General features: G+C 60.3%; 16 protein-coding genes. 7 read left to right on the top strand and 9 right to left on the bottom strand.

Translation table 11 applies throughout. The features are described 5' to 3' along the window. The 3 genes from LJE93_16035 to LJE93_16025 all read left to right on the top strand — a co-directional run. On the top strand, positions 1-303 hold a 303-nt coding region (locus LJE93_16035), incomplete at its 5' end, for a hypothetical protein (protein ID MCG6950426.1). Between the two features lie 406 nt (positions 304-709). Beyond that, a complete protein-coding gene (locus LJE93_16030; protein MCG6950425.1) occupies positions 710-1,654 on the top strand; it encodes a nitrate reductase in 945 nt (314 codons plus the stop codon). Further along, on the top strand, positions 1,651-3,255 hold the full coding sequence (locus LJE93_16025; protein MCG6950424.1) for a (Fe-S)-binding protein: 1,605 nt from the start codon (positions 1,651-1,653) through the stop codon (positions 3,253-3,255). Before LJE93_16030 ends, LJE93_16025 begins: the two co-directional genes overlap by 4 nt. A gap of 114 nt (positions 3,256-3,369) precedes the next feature. Here the strand turns inward: LJE93_16025 and LJE93_16020 are convergent, their stop codons facing one another. Then, positions 3,370-4,557, bottom strand: coding sequence for an MFS transporter (locus tag LJE93_16020; protein ID MCG6950423.1), 1,188 nt, complete (start codon positions 4,555-4,557; stop codon positions 3,370-3,372). A gap of 108 nt (positions 4,558-4,665) precedes the next feature. Between LJE93_16020 and LJE93_16015 the strand changes: the two genes are divergently transcribed. The 4 genes from LJE93_16015 (at position 4,666) to LJE93_16000 (ending at position 6,633) form a co-directional block, all read left to right on the top strand. Further along, positions 4,666-5,088: a DUF134 domain-containing protein gene (locus tag LJE93_16015; GenBank protein MCG6950422.1), complete on the top strand. Its 423-nt coding sequence runs from the start codon at positions 4,666-4,668 to the stop codon at positions 5,086-5,088. A 29-nt stretch (positions 5,089-5,117) separates the two neighbouring features. Beyond that, on the top strand, positions 5,118-5,519 hold the full coding sequence (locus LJE93_16010; protein ID MCG6950421.1) for a NifB/NifX family molybdenum-iron cluster-binding protein: 402 nt from the start codon (positions 5,118-5,120) through the stop codon (positions 5,517-5,519). 340 nt (positions 5,520-5,859) lie between these two features. Next, entirely contained in the window at positions 5,860-6,192 is a 333-nt protein-coding gene (locus tag LJE93_16005; GenBank protein ID MCG6950420.1) for a DUF5320 domain-containing protein, read from the top strand. Between the two features lie 42 nt (positions 6,193-6,234). Further along, positions 6,235-6,633: a hypothetical protein gene (locus tag LJE93_16000; GenBank protein ID MCG6950419.1), complete on the top strand. Its 399-nt coding sequence runs from the start codon at positions 6,235-6,237 to the stop codon at positions 6,631-6,633. Positions 6,634-6,694: 61 nt separating this feature from the next. On the opposite strand, the gene LJE93_15995 is transcribed toward LJE93_16000, so the two are convergent. From LJE93_15995 to LJE93_15960, 8 genes are all read right to left on the bottom strand, one after another. After that, complete coding sequence (locus LJE93_15995; protein ID MCG6950418.1) at positions 6,695-7,042, bottom strand: hypothetical protein; 348 nt, start codon at positions 7,040-7,042, stop codon at positions 6,695-6,697. Positions 7,043-7,284: 242 nt separating this feature from the next. Then, a complete protein-coding gene (locus LJE93_15990; GenBank protein ID MCG6950417.1) occupies positions 7,285-7,818 on the bottom strand; it encodes a response regulator in 534 nt (177 codons plus the stop codon). After that, the gene (locus tag LJE93_15985; protein MCG6950416.1) at positions 7,819-9,627 is read right to left on the bottom strand and encodes a PAS domain-containing protein; all 1,809 of its coding nucleotides are present in this window, start codon (positions 9,625-9,627) and stop codon (positions 7,819-7,821) included. Next, complete coding sequence (locus LJE93_15980) at positions 9,624-10,010, bottom strand: response regulator (GenBank protein MCG6950415.1); 387 nt, start codon at positions 10,008-10,010, stop codon at positions 9,624-9,626. Before LJE93_15980 ends, LJE93_15985 begins: the two co-directional genes overlap by 4 nt. A 26-nt stretch (positions 10,011-10,036) precedes the next feature. Continuing rightward, the gene (gene nrfD / locus LJE93_15975) at positions 10,037-11,932 is read right to left on the bottom strand and encodes a polysulfide reductase NrfD (protein MCG6950414.1); all 1,896 of its coding nucleotides are present in this window, start codon (positions 11,930-11,932) and stop codon (positions 10,037-10,039) included. Next, positions 11,929-12,753, bottom strand: coding sequence for a 4Fe-4S binding protein (locus LJE93_15970; protein ID MCG6950413.1), 825 nt, complete (start codon positions 12,751-12,753; stop codon positions 11,929-11,931). The genes nrfD and LJE93_15970 overlap by 4 nt, the downstream gene beginning before the upstream one ends. Further along, positions 12,750-13,451 carry a respiratory nitrate reductase subunit gamma gene (locus tag LJE93_15965; GenBank protein MCG6950412.1) on the bottom strand — a complete coding sequence of 234 codons (702 nt, stop codon included), beginning with the start codon at positions 13,449-13,451 and terminating at the stop codon, positions 12,750-12,752. The genes LJE93_15970 and LJE93_15965 overlap by 4 nt, the downstream gene beginning before the upstream one ends. 18 nt (positions 13,452-13,469) lie before the next feature. Continuing rightward, positions 13,470-14,936, bottom strand: a complete 1,467-nt coding sequence (locus tag LJE93_15960; GenBank protein ID MCG6950411.1) for a (Fe-S)-binding protein — start codon at positions 14,934-14,936, stop codon at positions 13,470-13,472. Between the last annotated feature and the right edge of the window lie 340 nt (positions 14,937-15,276).

Below are 15,276 nucleotides of genomic sequence, written 5' to 3'. Positions count from 1 at the left end.
CCGGAGGCTTTGATCCCGTTCAAGGAGACGTTTTACGGCCTGCAGCGAGAAATGGAAGTCTCCTTGGTGACGCCAACCGCCACCGATTTCGTGTCAGGGCGCGGGCTGGAGGAACAGGCCTTCAGAGAATGCTATTTGCGGCCGGAGTCCATTGGGGCGGTGCATCGTCAGATGAGTCTCGGCCAGGAAATGAATGTACAGGCCACCCCGACCTACTTCGTCAACGGATGGAAGATCCAGGTTCCGGATGGTTCGTGGTTCCCGGCCCTTGTGGAACGGTTACTGGATGGCCAGGAACCCTGAGGAACGGATCGCACCGAGTTGATGGGTTTCCTGGAGTGGTAAGTGACAACATCGGCGCACCGACTCCCCCTGGTGTGAAAGGATGAGTGGTTACGATTTCGTAACCGCTAGATCATTGGCCGAGTGACCCAACGGATTGAAGCTGATTCCGGCTGCAATCGTCGAGGGCCTCAGTCGGAATCGATCTTCTGTGTTGCCCGGATTTGAGTGTTCGTTTGTATGCGTGCGGTCGAAGCTGAGACAGTTGAATTCCGACTTTTTCGCTAGGGAATAGTTTTTGCGAATTGGAGGCCGGAATGGTGTGTGCGAAACCTCTCCAAACGGCACCGATCACACCCCGTTGGGTCACGAATTTTTCATTTCAATATTTGAAATTAGTAATATAATCTCGGCTTGAGGAGTATGAATGATGACTACTCTTGTCTACGTCATCGCCTATCTCGGAATCGTCTTCTTCCTGATCGCGGTCGTAGCCAGGTTCTTTTTCTGGTCGAAGATGCCGATGCACCTCAGATGGGAACTCTATCCCGTTGCTCACGAGGGAGGGGGGCGCGCAGCGTATGGCGGCTCCTATCTCGAGGAGAGCGACTGGTGGAAGAAGAAGCGCGAAGTATCGCTCCTCGGCGAGCTCAGGGTGATGGTCCCGGAGATACTCTTCCTGGTTGCCCTGAGGGAGCACAACAAGAAGCTCTGGACACGGTCCTTTCCGTTCCATTTCGGACTCTACCTGGTTGGCGCGACGACGATCATGTTGATGATCAACGGTGTCTCCGGGGCTCTCCTGCCCGCAGTGATCGCGGGCCCGGTCAACACGATCAGTGACTTTCTGGCCCCGTGGCTCGGCGGAGCCGGACTGGTTTTCGGCATTATCGGGGCGATCGGGCTCTTCCTGCGCCGCCGCGGCCGCGAGCTCAGAGACTACACGGCGCCGGCTGACCTCTTCAACCTTGCGTTTTTCATTGTGGCGTTCGGGGTGGCGTTTATCACCTTTGTCGGGTACGACCTCGATTTCTCCATGGTCTCCGCGTTTGTCGCCAACCTCGTGACTTTCAATCTCGCGTCGCTCGGGAGCGGCACCGGGGTTCTGCTGCTGATGTTGTCAGTAGTACTCCTGTCGCTGCTGACCGCATATATCCCGACCACCCACATGTCACACTTTGTCGGCAAGTACTTCGCCTACCACGCGATTCGTTGGAAGGACGATCCCAACCTGCCCGGCGGTGACGAGGAAAAGGTGATTGAAGATCTGCTCAGTCGACCGATCTCTTGGTCCGCCGAGCACATCAAGGGCGACGGCAAGAAGACCTGGCTCGAGGCCGCGACCGAGGAGCCGGAGGTAAAGGACAAATGAAGCAACCGGACAGTGTCAAAGATATCGCCAAAAACCCCGGCCAGCCGCTGGCCCACATCGATCCGCTCGAGCAGATTCCGTTGCCTCCCCCGTTCGACAAGCTCGACGAGGAGCCGCCCTTTGCTCAACTTTCGGACGAGGCTCGTGAGAAGTACGTCGTGCTCGACGACACAATCGCGGTCAACATCGCCAAGCCGCAGTCGAAGGAGGAGGAGGACCGGCTCGTCGAAGGGTTCCTGAAGGGTCTCGAGCGGTGCATGAGTACCGATGACAACTGGGCGTTTCTGCAGCCGTTCGAGATGTCGATGGAGCATTGCGCCCACTGCCAGACCTGTTCGGACGCCTGTCCGATCTACGAGGAGAGCGGCAAGAACGAGCTCTACCGACCGATCTATCGCTCCGAGATCCTGCGCCGGATCTACTTCAAGTACATCAAGAAGGAATCGCCCAAGGTCCACGGTGACATTGACCTCAACTGGGAGGTCGTGGCGCGGCTCATCGAGCTTTCCTACCGCTGCAACGTTTGCAGACGCTGTGCCCAGACCTGTCCGATCGGTGTCGATAACGCCCTCCTGTCGCGCGAGATCCGCAAGATCGCGTCGATGGAGATGGGGATCGTACCCAAGGAGCTCCACGCCGACGGATCGGTCCTGCAACTCGAGGTCGGCTCCTCGACCGGCATGACGCCGATGATCGTCAAGGACAACATCGAGTTCATCGACGAGGATACTGCCGAGCGTACGGGGATCGAGATCGAGACGCCGTGGGACAAGGAGGGCGCCGATATCCTCCTGATTCACAACGCGGGCGAAATCATGGCGTGGCCGGAGAACCCGGGCGCCTTCGCGACCGTCTTCGAGGCTGCCGGTTTGAGCTGGACGATGTCTTCGGAGGCTGTCGCCTACGATGGCATCAACTACGGCGTCTGGTACGACGACGTTCAATTCGCCCGAGTCGCGGTCAAGCACGCCGCGGCGGCCAAGAAGCTCGGGGTCAAGAAGATCGTGCTCGGTGAGTGCGGCCACGCCCACAAGGCATTGACCGTGATCGCCGACAAGATCCTCACCGGTGACCTCAACATTCCGCGTGAGAGCTCCATGGTGACGCTGCGCGATATCATCCGTTCGGGCAAGCTCAAGCTCGACCCGAGCCGCAACGACTTTCCGGTCACCCTCCATGACCCCTGCAACCTGGTTCGCCTGATGGGCGTGGTTTCGCCGCAGCGGGAGATTCTCGAGGCGGTGTTGCCGCCCGGACGTTTCCGCGAGATGACGCCGCACGGGGTCGACAACTACTGCTGTGGCGGGGGGTCCGGATTCGCCATCATGTCGGGCCACAACTTCCAGGACTGGCGCCACCACATGACCGGCCGTAGGAAGTTCCGCCAGATCCTCGACGCCTTCCAGGACGAGGAGATGACCAAGGACAATCCCAAATATCTGTGTGCACCGTGCTCAAACTGCAAGGGCCAGATCCGTGACATCATCCAGTACTACGACGCATGGGAGAAGGCGGGCATCTACTACGGCGGCCTTGTCGAGTTGATTGTCAACGCGATGGTCGACGTCGAGCCCGGCTTCATCGATTGGGAGTGGCACTAGTGTCGAATTAGGAATTCGGAATGAGGAATTCGGAATCCGGACCGCTCGCCCAATAGCAGCGAACAATGGCCGCCCGCGGAAGCGGGCGGTTCTCGTTTGAGATGTCGCCAGGATTCAGTCTCGCACCGCATCTCGGCCTTGCCGCCCGGGCAGCTTGAAGACGAATGGCGTTCCGAGCAGACCGATAACTGCGCACGCCAAAAAGGCCGAGCGCATCCCCAGTTGGTCTGCGAGAGCACCGACAAGGACCACGATCAAGGCCCGCAGCACGAAGTTGAGGGCCATGTAGATGCCGTTGACCAGTGCTCGATTCGCGGGGGCACTTTCCTGGACGGACGCCATGATGACCGGGGTCGCCATGAGACCGAAAAACCCGAGCAGCAAGAGCATTGGCAAACGCCACCAGCCCGGAGTGAGGGCGAGGGCAAACATCAGAACAGGCGTCAGAAGAAAGGAGGTTACCAGCACCCTCCTTCGACCCAATCTGTCACTTGCGGAACCGCCGACTAGGGCGCCGAAGACTCCGCCCGCTTCGAGGACGGACAATGACGCTCCGGCGAACCACAGGCTGGCCCCCTCCTCGTGCAGAAAGACGGGAAGATAGGTGGCGAAGGCTGCCATCATGAACGAGCGGAAAACAACCACGCCGGATAGAGGAAGCACCAGATTCCGCATGGAACGCACGGCTTGGGAGAAGTTGCTCGCCTCCGCCTGACCGCTGTGTGCCTGTGACGTGCCGCGGACTCCGAAATAGAGAAGCGCTGAAGCCCCGGCACCGCCGACCATCAACCACGGCAAGCCGTCGAAACCAAGGATTGCGATCGCGCTCACCAGGACGATGGGTCCGAGGGTGCGACCGAGTTCTCCGCCGACCATCCAGAAGCCCATGCCATACCCGAGTCGATGTCCCGAGAGACGGCCCGCCATCACCGGCGCGAGAGAATGCAACACCGCGGCGGAGACGCCGGCGGTCACAAGCAGAAGGGCGATCACGGCGTAGCCCGGGGCGATGCCAAGCAGGCTCATGCAGGCCGCGGTCAGCGTCGGGGTGAGTATGACTGCAACGCGAAGGTCGAAACGGTCCCCGAGGTGACCGATCAAGGGTTGCAGGAGCGACGGTCCCTGGAGAAAGACCGTCAGCAGTCCGGCCTCGGCCTTTACAAGTGAGAGCTTTTCGATGAAGACGGGCAGCAGAGGGGGAAGGAAGGCGCTGAAGGTGTCATGGGCCGCGTGGGCGGTGGCGATGGTTACGACCCTCGAGGTTTGGGGGGCGTGCAGCGGTCCTTTCTTGATCTCGCTCATGCGACAGCAACCGTAACAAAGCTGGTCGTGCAGCGGTTTGCACCACTCCCAACGGTGAAAGTTTTCGGACGATTCATCCGCCTCTTGACATCGGATGATAATGAGCATATGTTCGTAAAGGGAGGCAGGGTGGCACGACCTGAAAAGCTCAGACGAGTTGGATGCGGAGCCGGAGAACGGGCCTTCAAGCCCATCGGCCGGCCGGTCGGCTCGCTCGAGGTCGAGGAAATGCGGCTCGATGAACTCGAAGCCCTGCGATTGGCCGACCTCGAAGGGCTTTATCAGGAGGCCGCGGCCGAGCGGATGGGTGTTTCCCGGCCCACCTTCGCCAGAATCCTGGCCCGTGCAAGGTTGGCGACGGCCAGGGCGCTGGTCGAAGAGCGGGTGTTGGTGGTTGCAGAGGGACCTGTGGTGGCGGCGTCAGACGAGCCGTTTCCTTGTCCCGTGCATGACGGTGGCCGCAGGCGCGGACAGGGCTGTCGTTGCGGTCATTTGCAGGGCCGCGGTCGACGCGGGCAAGGCCGGCGCTGAGAGAACTTGAAGACAAGAAGGAGATGAAAATGAAAATCGCGATACCAGTACACCAGGGGAAGTTCAGTGAGCACTTTGGAGGCGCCGAGGCGTTCGCCTTCTACACCGTTGACGAGAGCAGCCGCGTCCTCGGTGAGCGACAGCTGGGCGCCCCACCAGAACATGGGCGAGGAATCTTTCCGATGTGGCTGCGCCAGCAAGGCGCGACCGTGGTTCTGGCCGGAGGCATGGGGCCGCGCGCCGCCGGCATCCTCGCCCAGCACGGCATCGAGGTGGTGACGGGCATTCGGGGAGAGGATCCTGACGCTGTCGCGCGGGGCTACCTCGACGGCACCCTCGAGGCCAGCGGCGAGGTGTGCCACGAGCACAACTACCACGACTGCGGCCACGATCACGGTCAACCCGGCCGCGGTGGATGCCACGACAATTGAGGGGGCGCGAAACACGTGCTCATCTCGAAGGAGATTGACCATGCCGAAAAAAGGCAGAGGCCAGGGACGAGGTCAGGGAGTGAAATCGGACCGAGGGTTCGGTCGGGGCGGCCAAAGCAGCGGCGGCCGCAGCGGAGAGGGTGGAGGATTGGGCATCGGCGGATTCTGTGTCTGTCCCAAATGTGGGCACCGAGTTCCGCACAAACAAGGCGTACCGTGTCTTGACGAACGTTGCTCCACCTGCGGCGTTGCGATGGTGCGTGAAGGCTCGCCCCATCATTTGGAAATCGAGAACCGTCGCGCTCCGCGGGAGAACGAAAGCTGAAAGGAGGGCATCACCATGCCAGGAGGAGATCGAACCGGACCGATGGGTCATGGGCCGTTGACCGGTGGAGGATTCGGGAATTGCAGGACCTCTTTCGGGCAGCGTTTTTCGCGAAACGGCGTGGGGGGTCGACAGCGTGGCTTCGGACGCGGCCACGGGTGGCGCAACCGTTTCTGGGCGACCGGACTGCCGGGTTGGCAGCGGGTGGATAGATGGGAGCCGTCGGATCGTTTGCCGGAAGCGACGGCCGAGAAACTCGAGCTGCAACGAGCATCCGCTGAGCTCGAGGCGGAGCTGCACCGGCTTCGGAAAAGAATCGAAGAACTCGAAGACACGCGCACCACTTGAGCCCGCTCCTTGTTCCCTGGCTTCGAAGGCGGTGAGGCCATCGTGCGTCGTGAAGCCATCGTTGACGAGCGATCGCTGGACTCCTTCTACCCGGTTCTGGCGACGGTCGGCGATAATCCGTACGATCGGCTTTTGGCCGTACTGATTGAAGGCGAACTCGGGCTCGAGGTTATCGGTGATGCAGTGTTGCACGGTCAGGTCTGGGATGCGACCCAAGGTGGCCGCGCCTCGGTTGCCGCGATCATCAGAGATGGGGGCCATCGGCGGAATGCTGTTCACCTTCGGCGTCGTGGATTTGACTCCTTCGACTTGCACTTCTCCCAAAGGTTGCCAACCAGCTCCGGCCCCGGAATCAGCAATGGGTCTCCCGAATTCCGCCCGGAAGGCGATTATTCAGGACCGCCCGTCGGCGGACGTGCTGCGGGTGCGAGCCAGCGATGATTGTGCGCCTGTGCAATCCCACGCCTTCCAACTTTGGAAGTATGACTCGAAAGTCGCCGAATCAATCGTGCCAGTCGTAGGCGGGCCACAATGATTCGGTCGGGTACCCTCTGTCTTTCCACTCCAACAGAGTGCCGGTGACGTACTCGACGTGGGTGTAGCCATGCTCGCTGAGGTCCTTGGCTGCTTCCTCGGCGCACTCAGGAGTCACACAATACACGACGAGATGGATGGATTTCGGAAACAGCACCCCGAGCTGGCCGAGAAGCTGTGACCTCGGAATACAGTACGTGCCCTTGATGGCGTCCATCGAACAGACTGAGACGTTGTCCGACGCATTCACCAAGACGAACGAATCCCCTTTGTCAATCCTCTCCTTCAAGTCCTCGATCGCGATGCCTTTGACCATGACACTCCTCCTTTCCGTCTCACAAGGAACTGATTTCAAGCGACCCGTCTCTTGTCACGGCATGAGGTTTCATATGCGATTGCAGCAAGCTGCGTGCCAGATGGATTGGAGAATTCGAAATCTCTGGAATTCAACAGTTTGAGAGCGTGGTGACGACACGGCGCGCCACCCATTTGGGTGCAAAACGCTCCTCTGTCCGCGTCGAGAGTCGCCTCAATGCATGGATTCAGAGGCGATGCAGATCAGGCGTTGTCCTCGCCGAGCGCTTCGATTACCTTCTCGAGGGTCTTCAAATCGGCATTCTCGAGGTGTGAGCTGATGCGATTTCGGAGATGCCCCTCGTCTTCCAACGACGTCGCCTCCTCGAGCGGTGTCAGGCCAAGGATCTTCAGAACGTTGTGCAGGAAGCGCTCGGGTTTGACTGGCTTTTCGAGGTAGGTCAGAGGCCCAACCATTGTCCTGCCAGAAAAGATCTCGTCGAAATCACTCTTGCCAAGATCGTCGCGTGCATGAGCGGTGACGATCATGATCGGGATCTTGGCCCAGTCCCGGTTCTTGCGCAGCTCGTAGAGGAATCGGATGCCGGATTTCTCTGGCATCACGAGGTCGAGGGAGATGAAGTCCGGTGGGTGCTCGCGCACTGCCTCCAGCGCTTCGCTGCCATTGCTCGCAGTGACCACGTTAAACCCAGCTCGTTCGAGGATGCCTGAGAAGTAGGCGACCACATCTGGCTCGTCATCGACGATGAGAATGGTCTTGTCTTCGGGACGGCTCATCTATGCGTCTCCTTTGTTGTTTGTTTCGACATCGTGTTCGGCAGGTACGGGAAGTCGGTGCCGGGGAAGTGTGATTCTGAAAGCCGAACCAGAGCCTGGCGTCGACTCGATATCCACCGATCCACCGTGCTCCTGGACGATTTTCTTGGTCACGAGAAGGCCGAGGCCGGTGCCCTCGGTGCCTTTGGTGGTGAAGAAGCTCGTGAAGACCTTGCGCTTGATCTCGTAATCCATTCCGCAGCCGTTATCCTCCACCTCGAACTCCAGGTTGCCGTCCCGGTCACGGGTGCGGACGATGACTCGGTCGCCGTCTTGATCGCTCACGAGACAGGCGTCGATCGCATTGGAGATGAGATTTGCGAGACAGCGTTGGAGAGCCGCGGCATCGAGATTGGCGTCCGGTATCGCTTCCTGAAAGTCGGACTCGATTGAAATTCCCCGTTCACGAGCGGCTTCGCTGAACAGCGCGACCGCGTCATCCGCCAGCTGATTCGGGTCGGTGGGTAAAACCATCGGTACCCGGCCCTTGGCAAAGCTCAGGAACTCGCGCACGAAGGTAGTGATCTTGTGGAAGTTGCGGTCGAGCATCTTCCACCCTTCTTCGAGCTTGTCCTGACGACCGTCCTCGATTCCCCATTGAACCAGAAACATACCGCCTTCGAGGCCAGTAAGAATGTTTTTGACGCCGTGAGCGAGGCCGGCCACCGTTTGGCCTACCGCGGCCAACCGCTCCGCGTCGAGCTTTTCATGTTCGAGCCGTTTGACATCCCTGAGGTCCTGCAGAAAGCCGGCGGTGCCGAGGTTCTTTTCGCCGTCACGCACCACGACGCCGGCAAAGCGGACAGGGATGTCGTCTTCGCCGACGCGAATCGTAGTCTCTGGCAGGATGCAGCTCGAACCTCCGCGTTCAAGGACTGTGAGGAACTCGGTCGGGTAGATGCGCTCGAGATCTGTGCTGCCGCGCAGCTCGTACGCTGTGACGCCGAGAAGTTGTTCTGCTGCCGGGTTGAGGACCGTGATCCTTCGCCCGGCGTCAGTGGCGACTATCCCGTCGAATGATTGGTCGATCGTGCTGGCGAGAAACTGGCGTTCCCGAATCAGTTCGCTCTCGAGAGATTTGACCTCTGTGATGTCGTGAAGGATTTCGATGACGTACTCGATCGGCTCCCCCTCGCGAGCCAGGGGTGCGGAGGTCAACACGTAGTACGCAGAATCACCGTTCTCGCGTTCGCCGACCATTTGCGCAGTGTGCACTCTGCCGTCTGCGAAGCTCCGCAAAGCCGGACAGTTGGCACATCGTTGCTCACTATGTTTGTACACCCTGTGGCACAGCTGTCCGACGTGGAATCCGAACGTTTTCCGCGCCAGCTCGTTGGCGCGCACGATGCGAAGTTCGCTGTCCAGCACGGCGACGTAACATGGGACGCGCTCGAACAGGATTTGGTGCTCCCGATCGAGCTGTTCGCACCGGGTGACGTCGGTGGCCATGGCGAGCACGTAGGCGATCCGATCGTTCTCGTCGGGGACTGGGACGAGGCGGGTGACGAAGTGCCCGTGGTGCCCCACCTTATCAAGCCAACTTTCGGATGAGGTACGAATCTGGCCGTCTGCGAACACGTTTGCCGCTTCGCATCCCTCACAGCGGGTGCTGCGTCCGCGCAGCACGTCATAGCATCGCCGGCCACTCCACTCCCCGAAAGTGTCGGTCAATCGTCTGTTTGCCTTGACGATACGGTATTGGCGGTCGAAGACCGCGACGATCTGCGGGACCTCATCGAATAGGTGTGACTCGATCCAGCCTTCAATCATTTTCGACTGCGGCGCGAGCGCGCCGCCCTCTCGACGGCTTCAACGAAGGCCGCTGAGTCCGGAGGCTTCTCAACGTACTCGTCGGCCTTTGGGATCGGTTCAACGTTCATTCCATTCTGGTACGCGGCCATCTCCGGCTTCAAAGCGGTGATGAAGACTACCGGCGTATCGCCTACTTCGTCATCGGCACGGATTTTCCGAAACAGCGCGACACCGGTTTCCTCCGGCATCACGATGTCGATGCAGGCAACATCGGGGTGGAGGCTTTTGATCATGGCGAACCCTTCGGCCGCGTTTTTCGCGGTGTGGGCCGTGTGGCCCTTTTTCTCCAACACCGCCGCCAGATAAACAGCGACGTCGGGTTCGTCGTCGACGACGACCACCGACAGGGAAAGCAATTCCCGGTTATTCATCGCGGTGTTTCCCCGGTTCTGAAAATCACGTCGTGGCGTTCCCGCAGATGGGTGAGGATCGTTGCCTCCGGTCCCAGCCCATGTCGGTGGCAGGTGGCGCAGTCACCGTGATGCGGCCGACCGAGCTCGGCCGCTCGCTCCTTGTGGCATTCGATGCACAGCCCGTGCATGGCGTCCATGTAACCGACCGCGAAACGGGCACGCGTGACGTCATCCGGTTGGACCCTTGCCTTTTCGCGGTGCAAAGCAAGTTCATAAAGATGGCAGCCCTCGACCGTGCAGGTGGAGACGGTCTCGCGGGCCCTTGGCTGTCCGCCGTCGGGGTGGCAGGCGGCACACGCGTCCAGAGCTCCGAACCGCTCGAGGTCTCGGACGTGGCCGTCGTGATCGAAGATATCGGTTACTGACCACATGTCTCGGTGACAGCACCAGCATGGCGTGTCCTGATCCATCGGATTGGCCATATGGTGGCACCGATCACACGATTCCTCGAGGCCGAGTTTTTCCTCGTGTTTGCGGTGGTCGAAGAGAACGCTGGTTCCGGCTCGGTCGCCATCAACCAGCAAGACGGCGCGGCCGCGCGGCCGCTCGACCGTCTTGGCCACCGCTGACGCTCCGAACAGGGCGTCTCTCGGTAGCAGACCGAAGGTCAACGCTGCGGTCATGACAAAGGCCGTCGAGTACAGCTTGAAGCTGGCCAAGCTCGAGTCCCCGAGCCACACGCCCGAAGGCCGGTCGCGTCGCGGTGGCTCGTACCTCATATCGACTTCGTCGATCGCTTCTTCGTGTTGCCAGACCTCGTAGTTCTCCACCAGGTACATCCAGATCAGTACAGCGATACCGGGGACCAGTCCGAGGCTCATGAGGATCTCGAGCCCGGACGGAAAGTAACTGGTGCCGGTCGCTGAGATGGTCGCCAGCCCGGCCACATTGATCCGATTAAGGATGAAACCTATGACGACGGTGAACGCCATGGTCGAGAGCAGGAACCGGCTCTCGCGCACCCGTCGCCACTGCAGGAGCAGGGAGGGCACCAGCAGTAGCGCTCCCATCTCGATCCAGAAGAGCACGCTGTCCCAACCGCTCCCGACCAGGTATCGGGCGTCGCCCCTGAGCGCGAGATCGCCGAGGCGGATAATGATGAATAGCCAGATGACCCACGCCAGAAACTGCCCGAGACGACGCAGCTGGTGATCGTTGATACGACGCTGATAGAGAAGGTTCGCGAGGTAGGACTCTACGATCACCGCCGCCAGGCCCATCGCGATACACGACACGAAGAACAGGACGTTGATGATCGGGGAGTAGAACAGAGGGTGCTGGCGGTGGGGCATGATCGCGAACAGGGTGCCAAGCGACGACTGGTGGAGGACCGAAAGCGCAATGCCGAAGACAACCAGTGGTATGGTGATGCGTTTGAGAAAACGGTAGGCAAGATCGCAGAGTCGCCAACGCTGACTGTACTTTTCGAGCACGACCGGCGCGAACTCGAGTGCCAGCACCGTCAGATAGAGCATCACGCACCAGGCTACTTCGAAGAGGGGCGAGTGGAGGTTCCAATAGGCGATCGGTCGCCAGATATTCCACGGTATCCCGAGGTCGACGATCAGGCTGACGACGAAAAATGTGTAGCCCAGTAGCCCGATCAGAACCGAGCGGCGGGCCAGTATGTGATAGGACTCGAAACGGAAGATGTAAACGACGGCCGCGATGGTAAAGCCGCCGGCCGCAAACGCGACGCCGGCGAGCTTGAGCCCGATCCACAGGCCCCAGGGTGTGAGGTCGCTGAGGTTGGTGGTGACGCCGAGGCCGCCCGCAAAGCGCGCGACGAGGGCGACCAGCCCTGCACCCACCAGAGCCCAGAGGATTGTCTTGGTGATGCGTACGGTCATGACTCCGCTCCCCGGTCGAGGTTGGTGTCGGGACGATCGTCGCGCCCCAGCGGATCTTCCTGTTCCTCGGCCATTACGCGATCACGACGCCTGATGAAGAGATAGGTGCCGGCCATGGCTGCAGTGACCGCGACAAACGTCGTCGGCACCGTGGACATGATCTGTTCCGTGAAGTGGGGGAATGGTTCGTCGCCGAGGGGCTTGTAACGCTGGCCGGCGAGAAAATCGAGATCGATGTCGGATATGTAGATCACCGCACTCCCGCCAACCTCGTGCTCACCCCAGATTCGATCCTCGAAGTAGTGGCCGGGGTTGGCGGCGATACGGCGCCGCGCTTCGGCGAGGGCCTCTTCCCTGCTGGTGAAAAACGTGGTCGCCTGCTCTTCGCAGGCCTCGGTGCACGCCGGCTGCTCGATTTCGCCTCTCTGCATGGCCTCGTAGCACATCGTGCATTTGCTGATGTACGGGACCGTTTCCTCCCACATGTAGCGCGGGATTTCGTAGGGGCAGGCCATCATGCAGTAACGACAACCCATGCAGATGTCGCGGTCGTAAACGACCGGGCCCTCCTCGGTCTTGTGCAATGCTCCGACGGGGCAGGCCGTGGCGCATGCTGGTACCAGGCAGTGGCGGCACTGCTTACGAACCCAGTGGTAGGCATCAATTTGGACCACCGAGCAGTAGCGAGCACCGTTGAGGCCGTCAGCCTCCCGCCACCGATAGCGGACGTCCTGACCGAGGTGGTTGACCTCCACACAGGCGTCGACGCAACGCTCGCACCCCGTGCACCTGGTGGTATCGGTGAGGATGGCGAAGCTCATATCGGTTGGCCCTCTTTGCCGATTTGCCGCACGACGGCCTCCGGATATTCGTCGGGGAAACGCCACGCGAGATCGGCTGGGAGACGCGTCAGCGGCAGGAGCGCCATGTGGACGAGCTTGGTGAAAGGAATGATCAAAAAACAGATTTCCGCACTCAACATATGGACGAGTAGGGTCGGGTTATGAGGCAGCGGATTGATGGTCGGATTGGCGATCAGGTAGCCAGTGAAAAACGGCACCGTCAGAATCAGGGGGACCAGGTAGTCCTGGACCCGGCTCAGCGGGCGCGAGGCGCTTCCCGTGAGCCGCGCGACCATGAGAACGAAAAGCGCCGCCAATGTCATCAGAGTGAGCCAATCGGCAACGTCCATCGGCAGGGCCGGCCAGGAGATGCCGACGCTCGACTCGAGCAATCGGATGTGGCCGAATAGAAACAGTGGTGTCACGATGGCGCCGACGTGAAACAGGATCGAAGCTGCGGTGTAGAACCAACGCCGCCGCAGGTGACGTAGCGGGACCAGCCAGTCGAAGGTTCGCACGACCGTGAGGGCCCACGCGATCTTTTTGTGCTGTGTCAGTCGATAGGCGCAGACGACGCTGTAAACGGTGACGATCACCTGGCGGAGGAGACCCAGCACCATAACCGCGAAGGTGAATCGGAACAACGGTCCGCGCGCCAACGCCAACCACTCATCCACGACTCGTGTCCTCCCTTCCTAGTCCATTGCCATCGGATCAAATGCACGACGCTCGATGGCGGGCTTCGCACCTGGAATCTCGATCGCTCGAAGGATGAGATCGTGCAGCCCGACCACCTCGACCTCCTCCAACCCGTGGTCTTCGACGACCTCGCGCAGCTGCTTCTTGCAGTTGGCGCACGGCGCGACCACGTAACGCGCCCCGGTATCACGGATCTGCTCGGCCTTTCGGCGGCCGCCGACGCCGGTTCGAAAGTCCCGAATCTCGTCGATTGACACTGTGCCGCCACCGCCGCCGCAGCAGTAATTGTCGGAACGGGATGGTGTCATTTCGACGTAATTCCTGCAGAACGAGCGCAGGATCTCGCGCGGCTGGTCGAGGATCCAGCCCCGGCGGGCCACGTTACAGGGGTCGTGGTAGGTCACCACATCGGTAACGACGTTTGGGTCGAGGCTGAGCCTTCCGTCGTTCAACATGCGATGCGTCCACTCGACACAACTCACAACCTCGGGCGGATCGGGTCCGCCGAAAACAGGTACGAAGTCCTTCGCCGAACGTGAGGCGTGGCCACACTCCCCAATCATGATCTTGAGTCCTTCAAGGCGGTCCACCTCCGCGACTAGCTGGCGGATGATTCGACGCAAGTAGCGGTCGTTGATGAATAGTCCATAGTTGATGCCGTCGAAGTAGCCGGTGCCGACCGTCCACGAACAGCCGGTAGCGTGAAACACGGCTGCGTTGCCCATCAGGGTGTCGGCCTCGAGCAGAAAATCACTGACCGCAGGGAAGAACACGTACTCGGCGCCAGAAACGTCGATCGGGAATTTGATGCCGCCGTATTCGAACTGCTCCTCGAGCTCCTCCTCGAGGAATTCACAGGTGTCGGTCATGGCCGCCACCGGGATCGCGGAGGTATTGCGGGTGGCTCCCTCGAGCTGCTCGCGCACTGCGACCACGAGGGCCTTCGGGACAAGACCGATCTCCGAGAGGATGTCGCGCATGAGGTGCGTCATCAGGGCGTGATCGATCCCCAGCGGGCATTCGGTGGTACAGCGCCGACACGCCGTGCAGCGGTAGATCGACTCCGCCATCTCATCGATGTGGCGATCGCTCAACTCCCACGCGTGGCCCAATCGGGCGCGTACCATGCCGCCGAGGGTGAAGTAGCGTCGGTAGATTTTCAGAATGAGCTCGGTGCGGTAGCAGGGGATGTCACGAGGGTCCTGAGAGACATCGTAGACCGGACAGACATCGGCACAGCGCGAGCACTTGGCGGTGATCCGAGAGTAGAGGTCAAGCCAGTAGCCGTAGGAGCTGTGGCGGAGCACCGCCGCCATCGCCGACAGAAAACGGTCCGTTCGATCTAGCTCATCGTACGGCTCGACATAGTAAGAAAAGCGATGCTTGGACACATGGTGCGAGGGCACTCGAGGTAGCGAATTCTGGATTTCGTTGTTGGTTGTGGACCCCGGCTGGGCAGCCATGAAACCTCCTGCGATCTTGCGGCAATCGATCTCGGTTTGTTTCAAATTCACGCAAATACCGAGCCAAGATTGAATTGAGGAGATTCTGCGGTAGGAAATTCAAGCGATGAAAACGAGAGTGGGTCTGGGTAGTGCCTGCCTCAGGGGCAGCTGAGGTCGGATCGCGACCTTATCGAGGACTCAAAGACGTCCCAATCCGACACGCCCTGGCGAGGCAATCGGAGCAGATTGCTGCTTTTGAGAACGCGATATCGTTGCAAAAAGTGAAGGTCTCGTTCGATTATTGATGAATTCCGGGTCATCCGTTCACGCTGGGACCGACACGCGCCGTCCGCACTCA

Source organism: Acidobacteriota bacterium, assembly GCA_022340665.1.
Classification (GTDB): Bacteria; Acidobacteriota; Thermoanaerobaculia; order Thermoanaerobaculales; family Sulfomarinibacteraceae; genus Sulfomarinibacter.
The sequence above is the reverse complement of the archived record's forward strand: the minus strand, read 5'-3'. Positions and strand labels throughout refer to the sequence as shown.

Coding starts and splice junctions, on each gene's coding strand:
- LJE93_16030 (MCG6950425.1), top strand. CDS start 710: ATGATGACTACTCTTGTCTACGTCATCGCCTATCTCGGAATCGTCTTC.
- LJE93_16025 (MCG6950424.1), top strand. CDS start 1,651: ATGAAGCAACCGGACAGTGTCAAAGATATCGCCAAAAACCCCGGCCAG.
- LJE93_16020 (MCG6950423.1), bottom strand. CDS start 4,557: ATGAGCGAGATCAAGAAAGGACCGCTGCACGCCCCCCAAACCTCGAGG.
- LJE93_16015 (MCG6950422.1), top strand. CDS start 4,666: ATGTTCGTAAAGGGAGGCAGGGTGGCACGACCTGAAAAGCTCAGACGA.
- LJE93_16010 (MCG6950421.1), top strand. CDS start 5,118: ATGAAAATCGCGATACCAGTACACCAGGGGAAGTTCAGTGAGCACTTT.
- LJE93_16005 (MCG6950420.1), top strand. CDS start 5,860: ATGCCAGGAGGAGATCGAACCGGACCGATGGGTCATGGGCCGTTGACC.
- LJE93_15995 (MCG6950418.1), bottom strand. CDS start 7,042: ATGGTCAAAGGCATCGCGATCGAGGACTTGAAGGAGAGGATTGACAAA.
- LJE93_15990 (MCG6950417.1), bottom strand. CDS start 7,818: ATGAGCCGTCCCGAAGACAAGACCATTCTCATCGTCGATGACGAGCCA.
- LJE93_15985 (MCG6950416.1), bottom strand. CDS start 9,627: ATGATTGAAGGCTGGATCGAGTCACACCTATTCGATGAGGTCCCGCAG.
- nrfD (MCG6950414.1), bottom strand. CDS start 11,932: ATGACCGTACGCATCACCAAGACAATCCTCTGGGCTCTGGTGGGTGCA.
- LJE93_15970 (MCG6950413.1), bottom strand. CDS start 12,753: ATGAGCTTCGCCATCCTCACCGATACCACCAGGTGCACGGGGTGCGAG.
- LJE93_15960 (MCG6950411.1), bottom strand. CDS start 14,936: ATGGCTGCCCAGCCGGGGTCCACAACCAACAACGAAATCCAGAATTCG.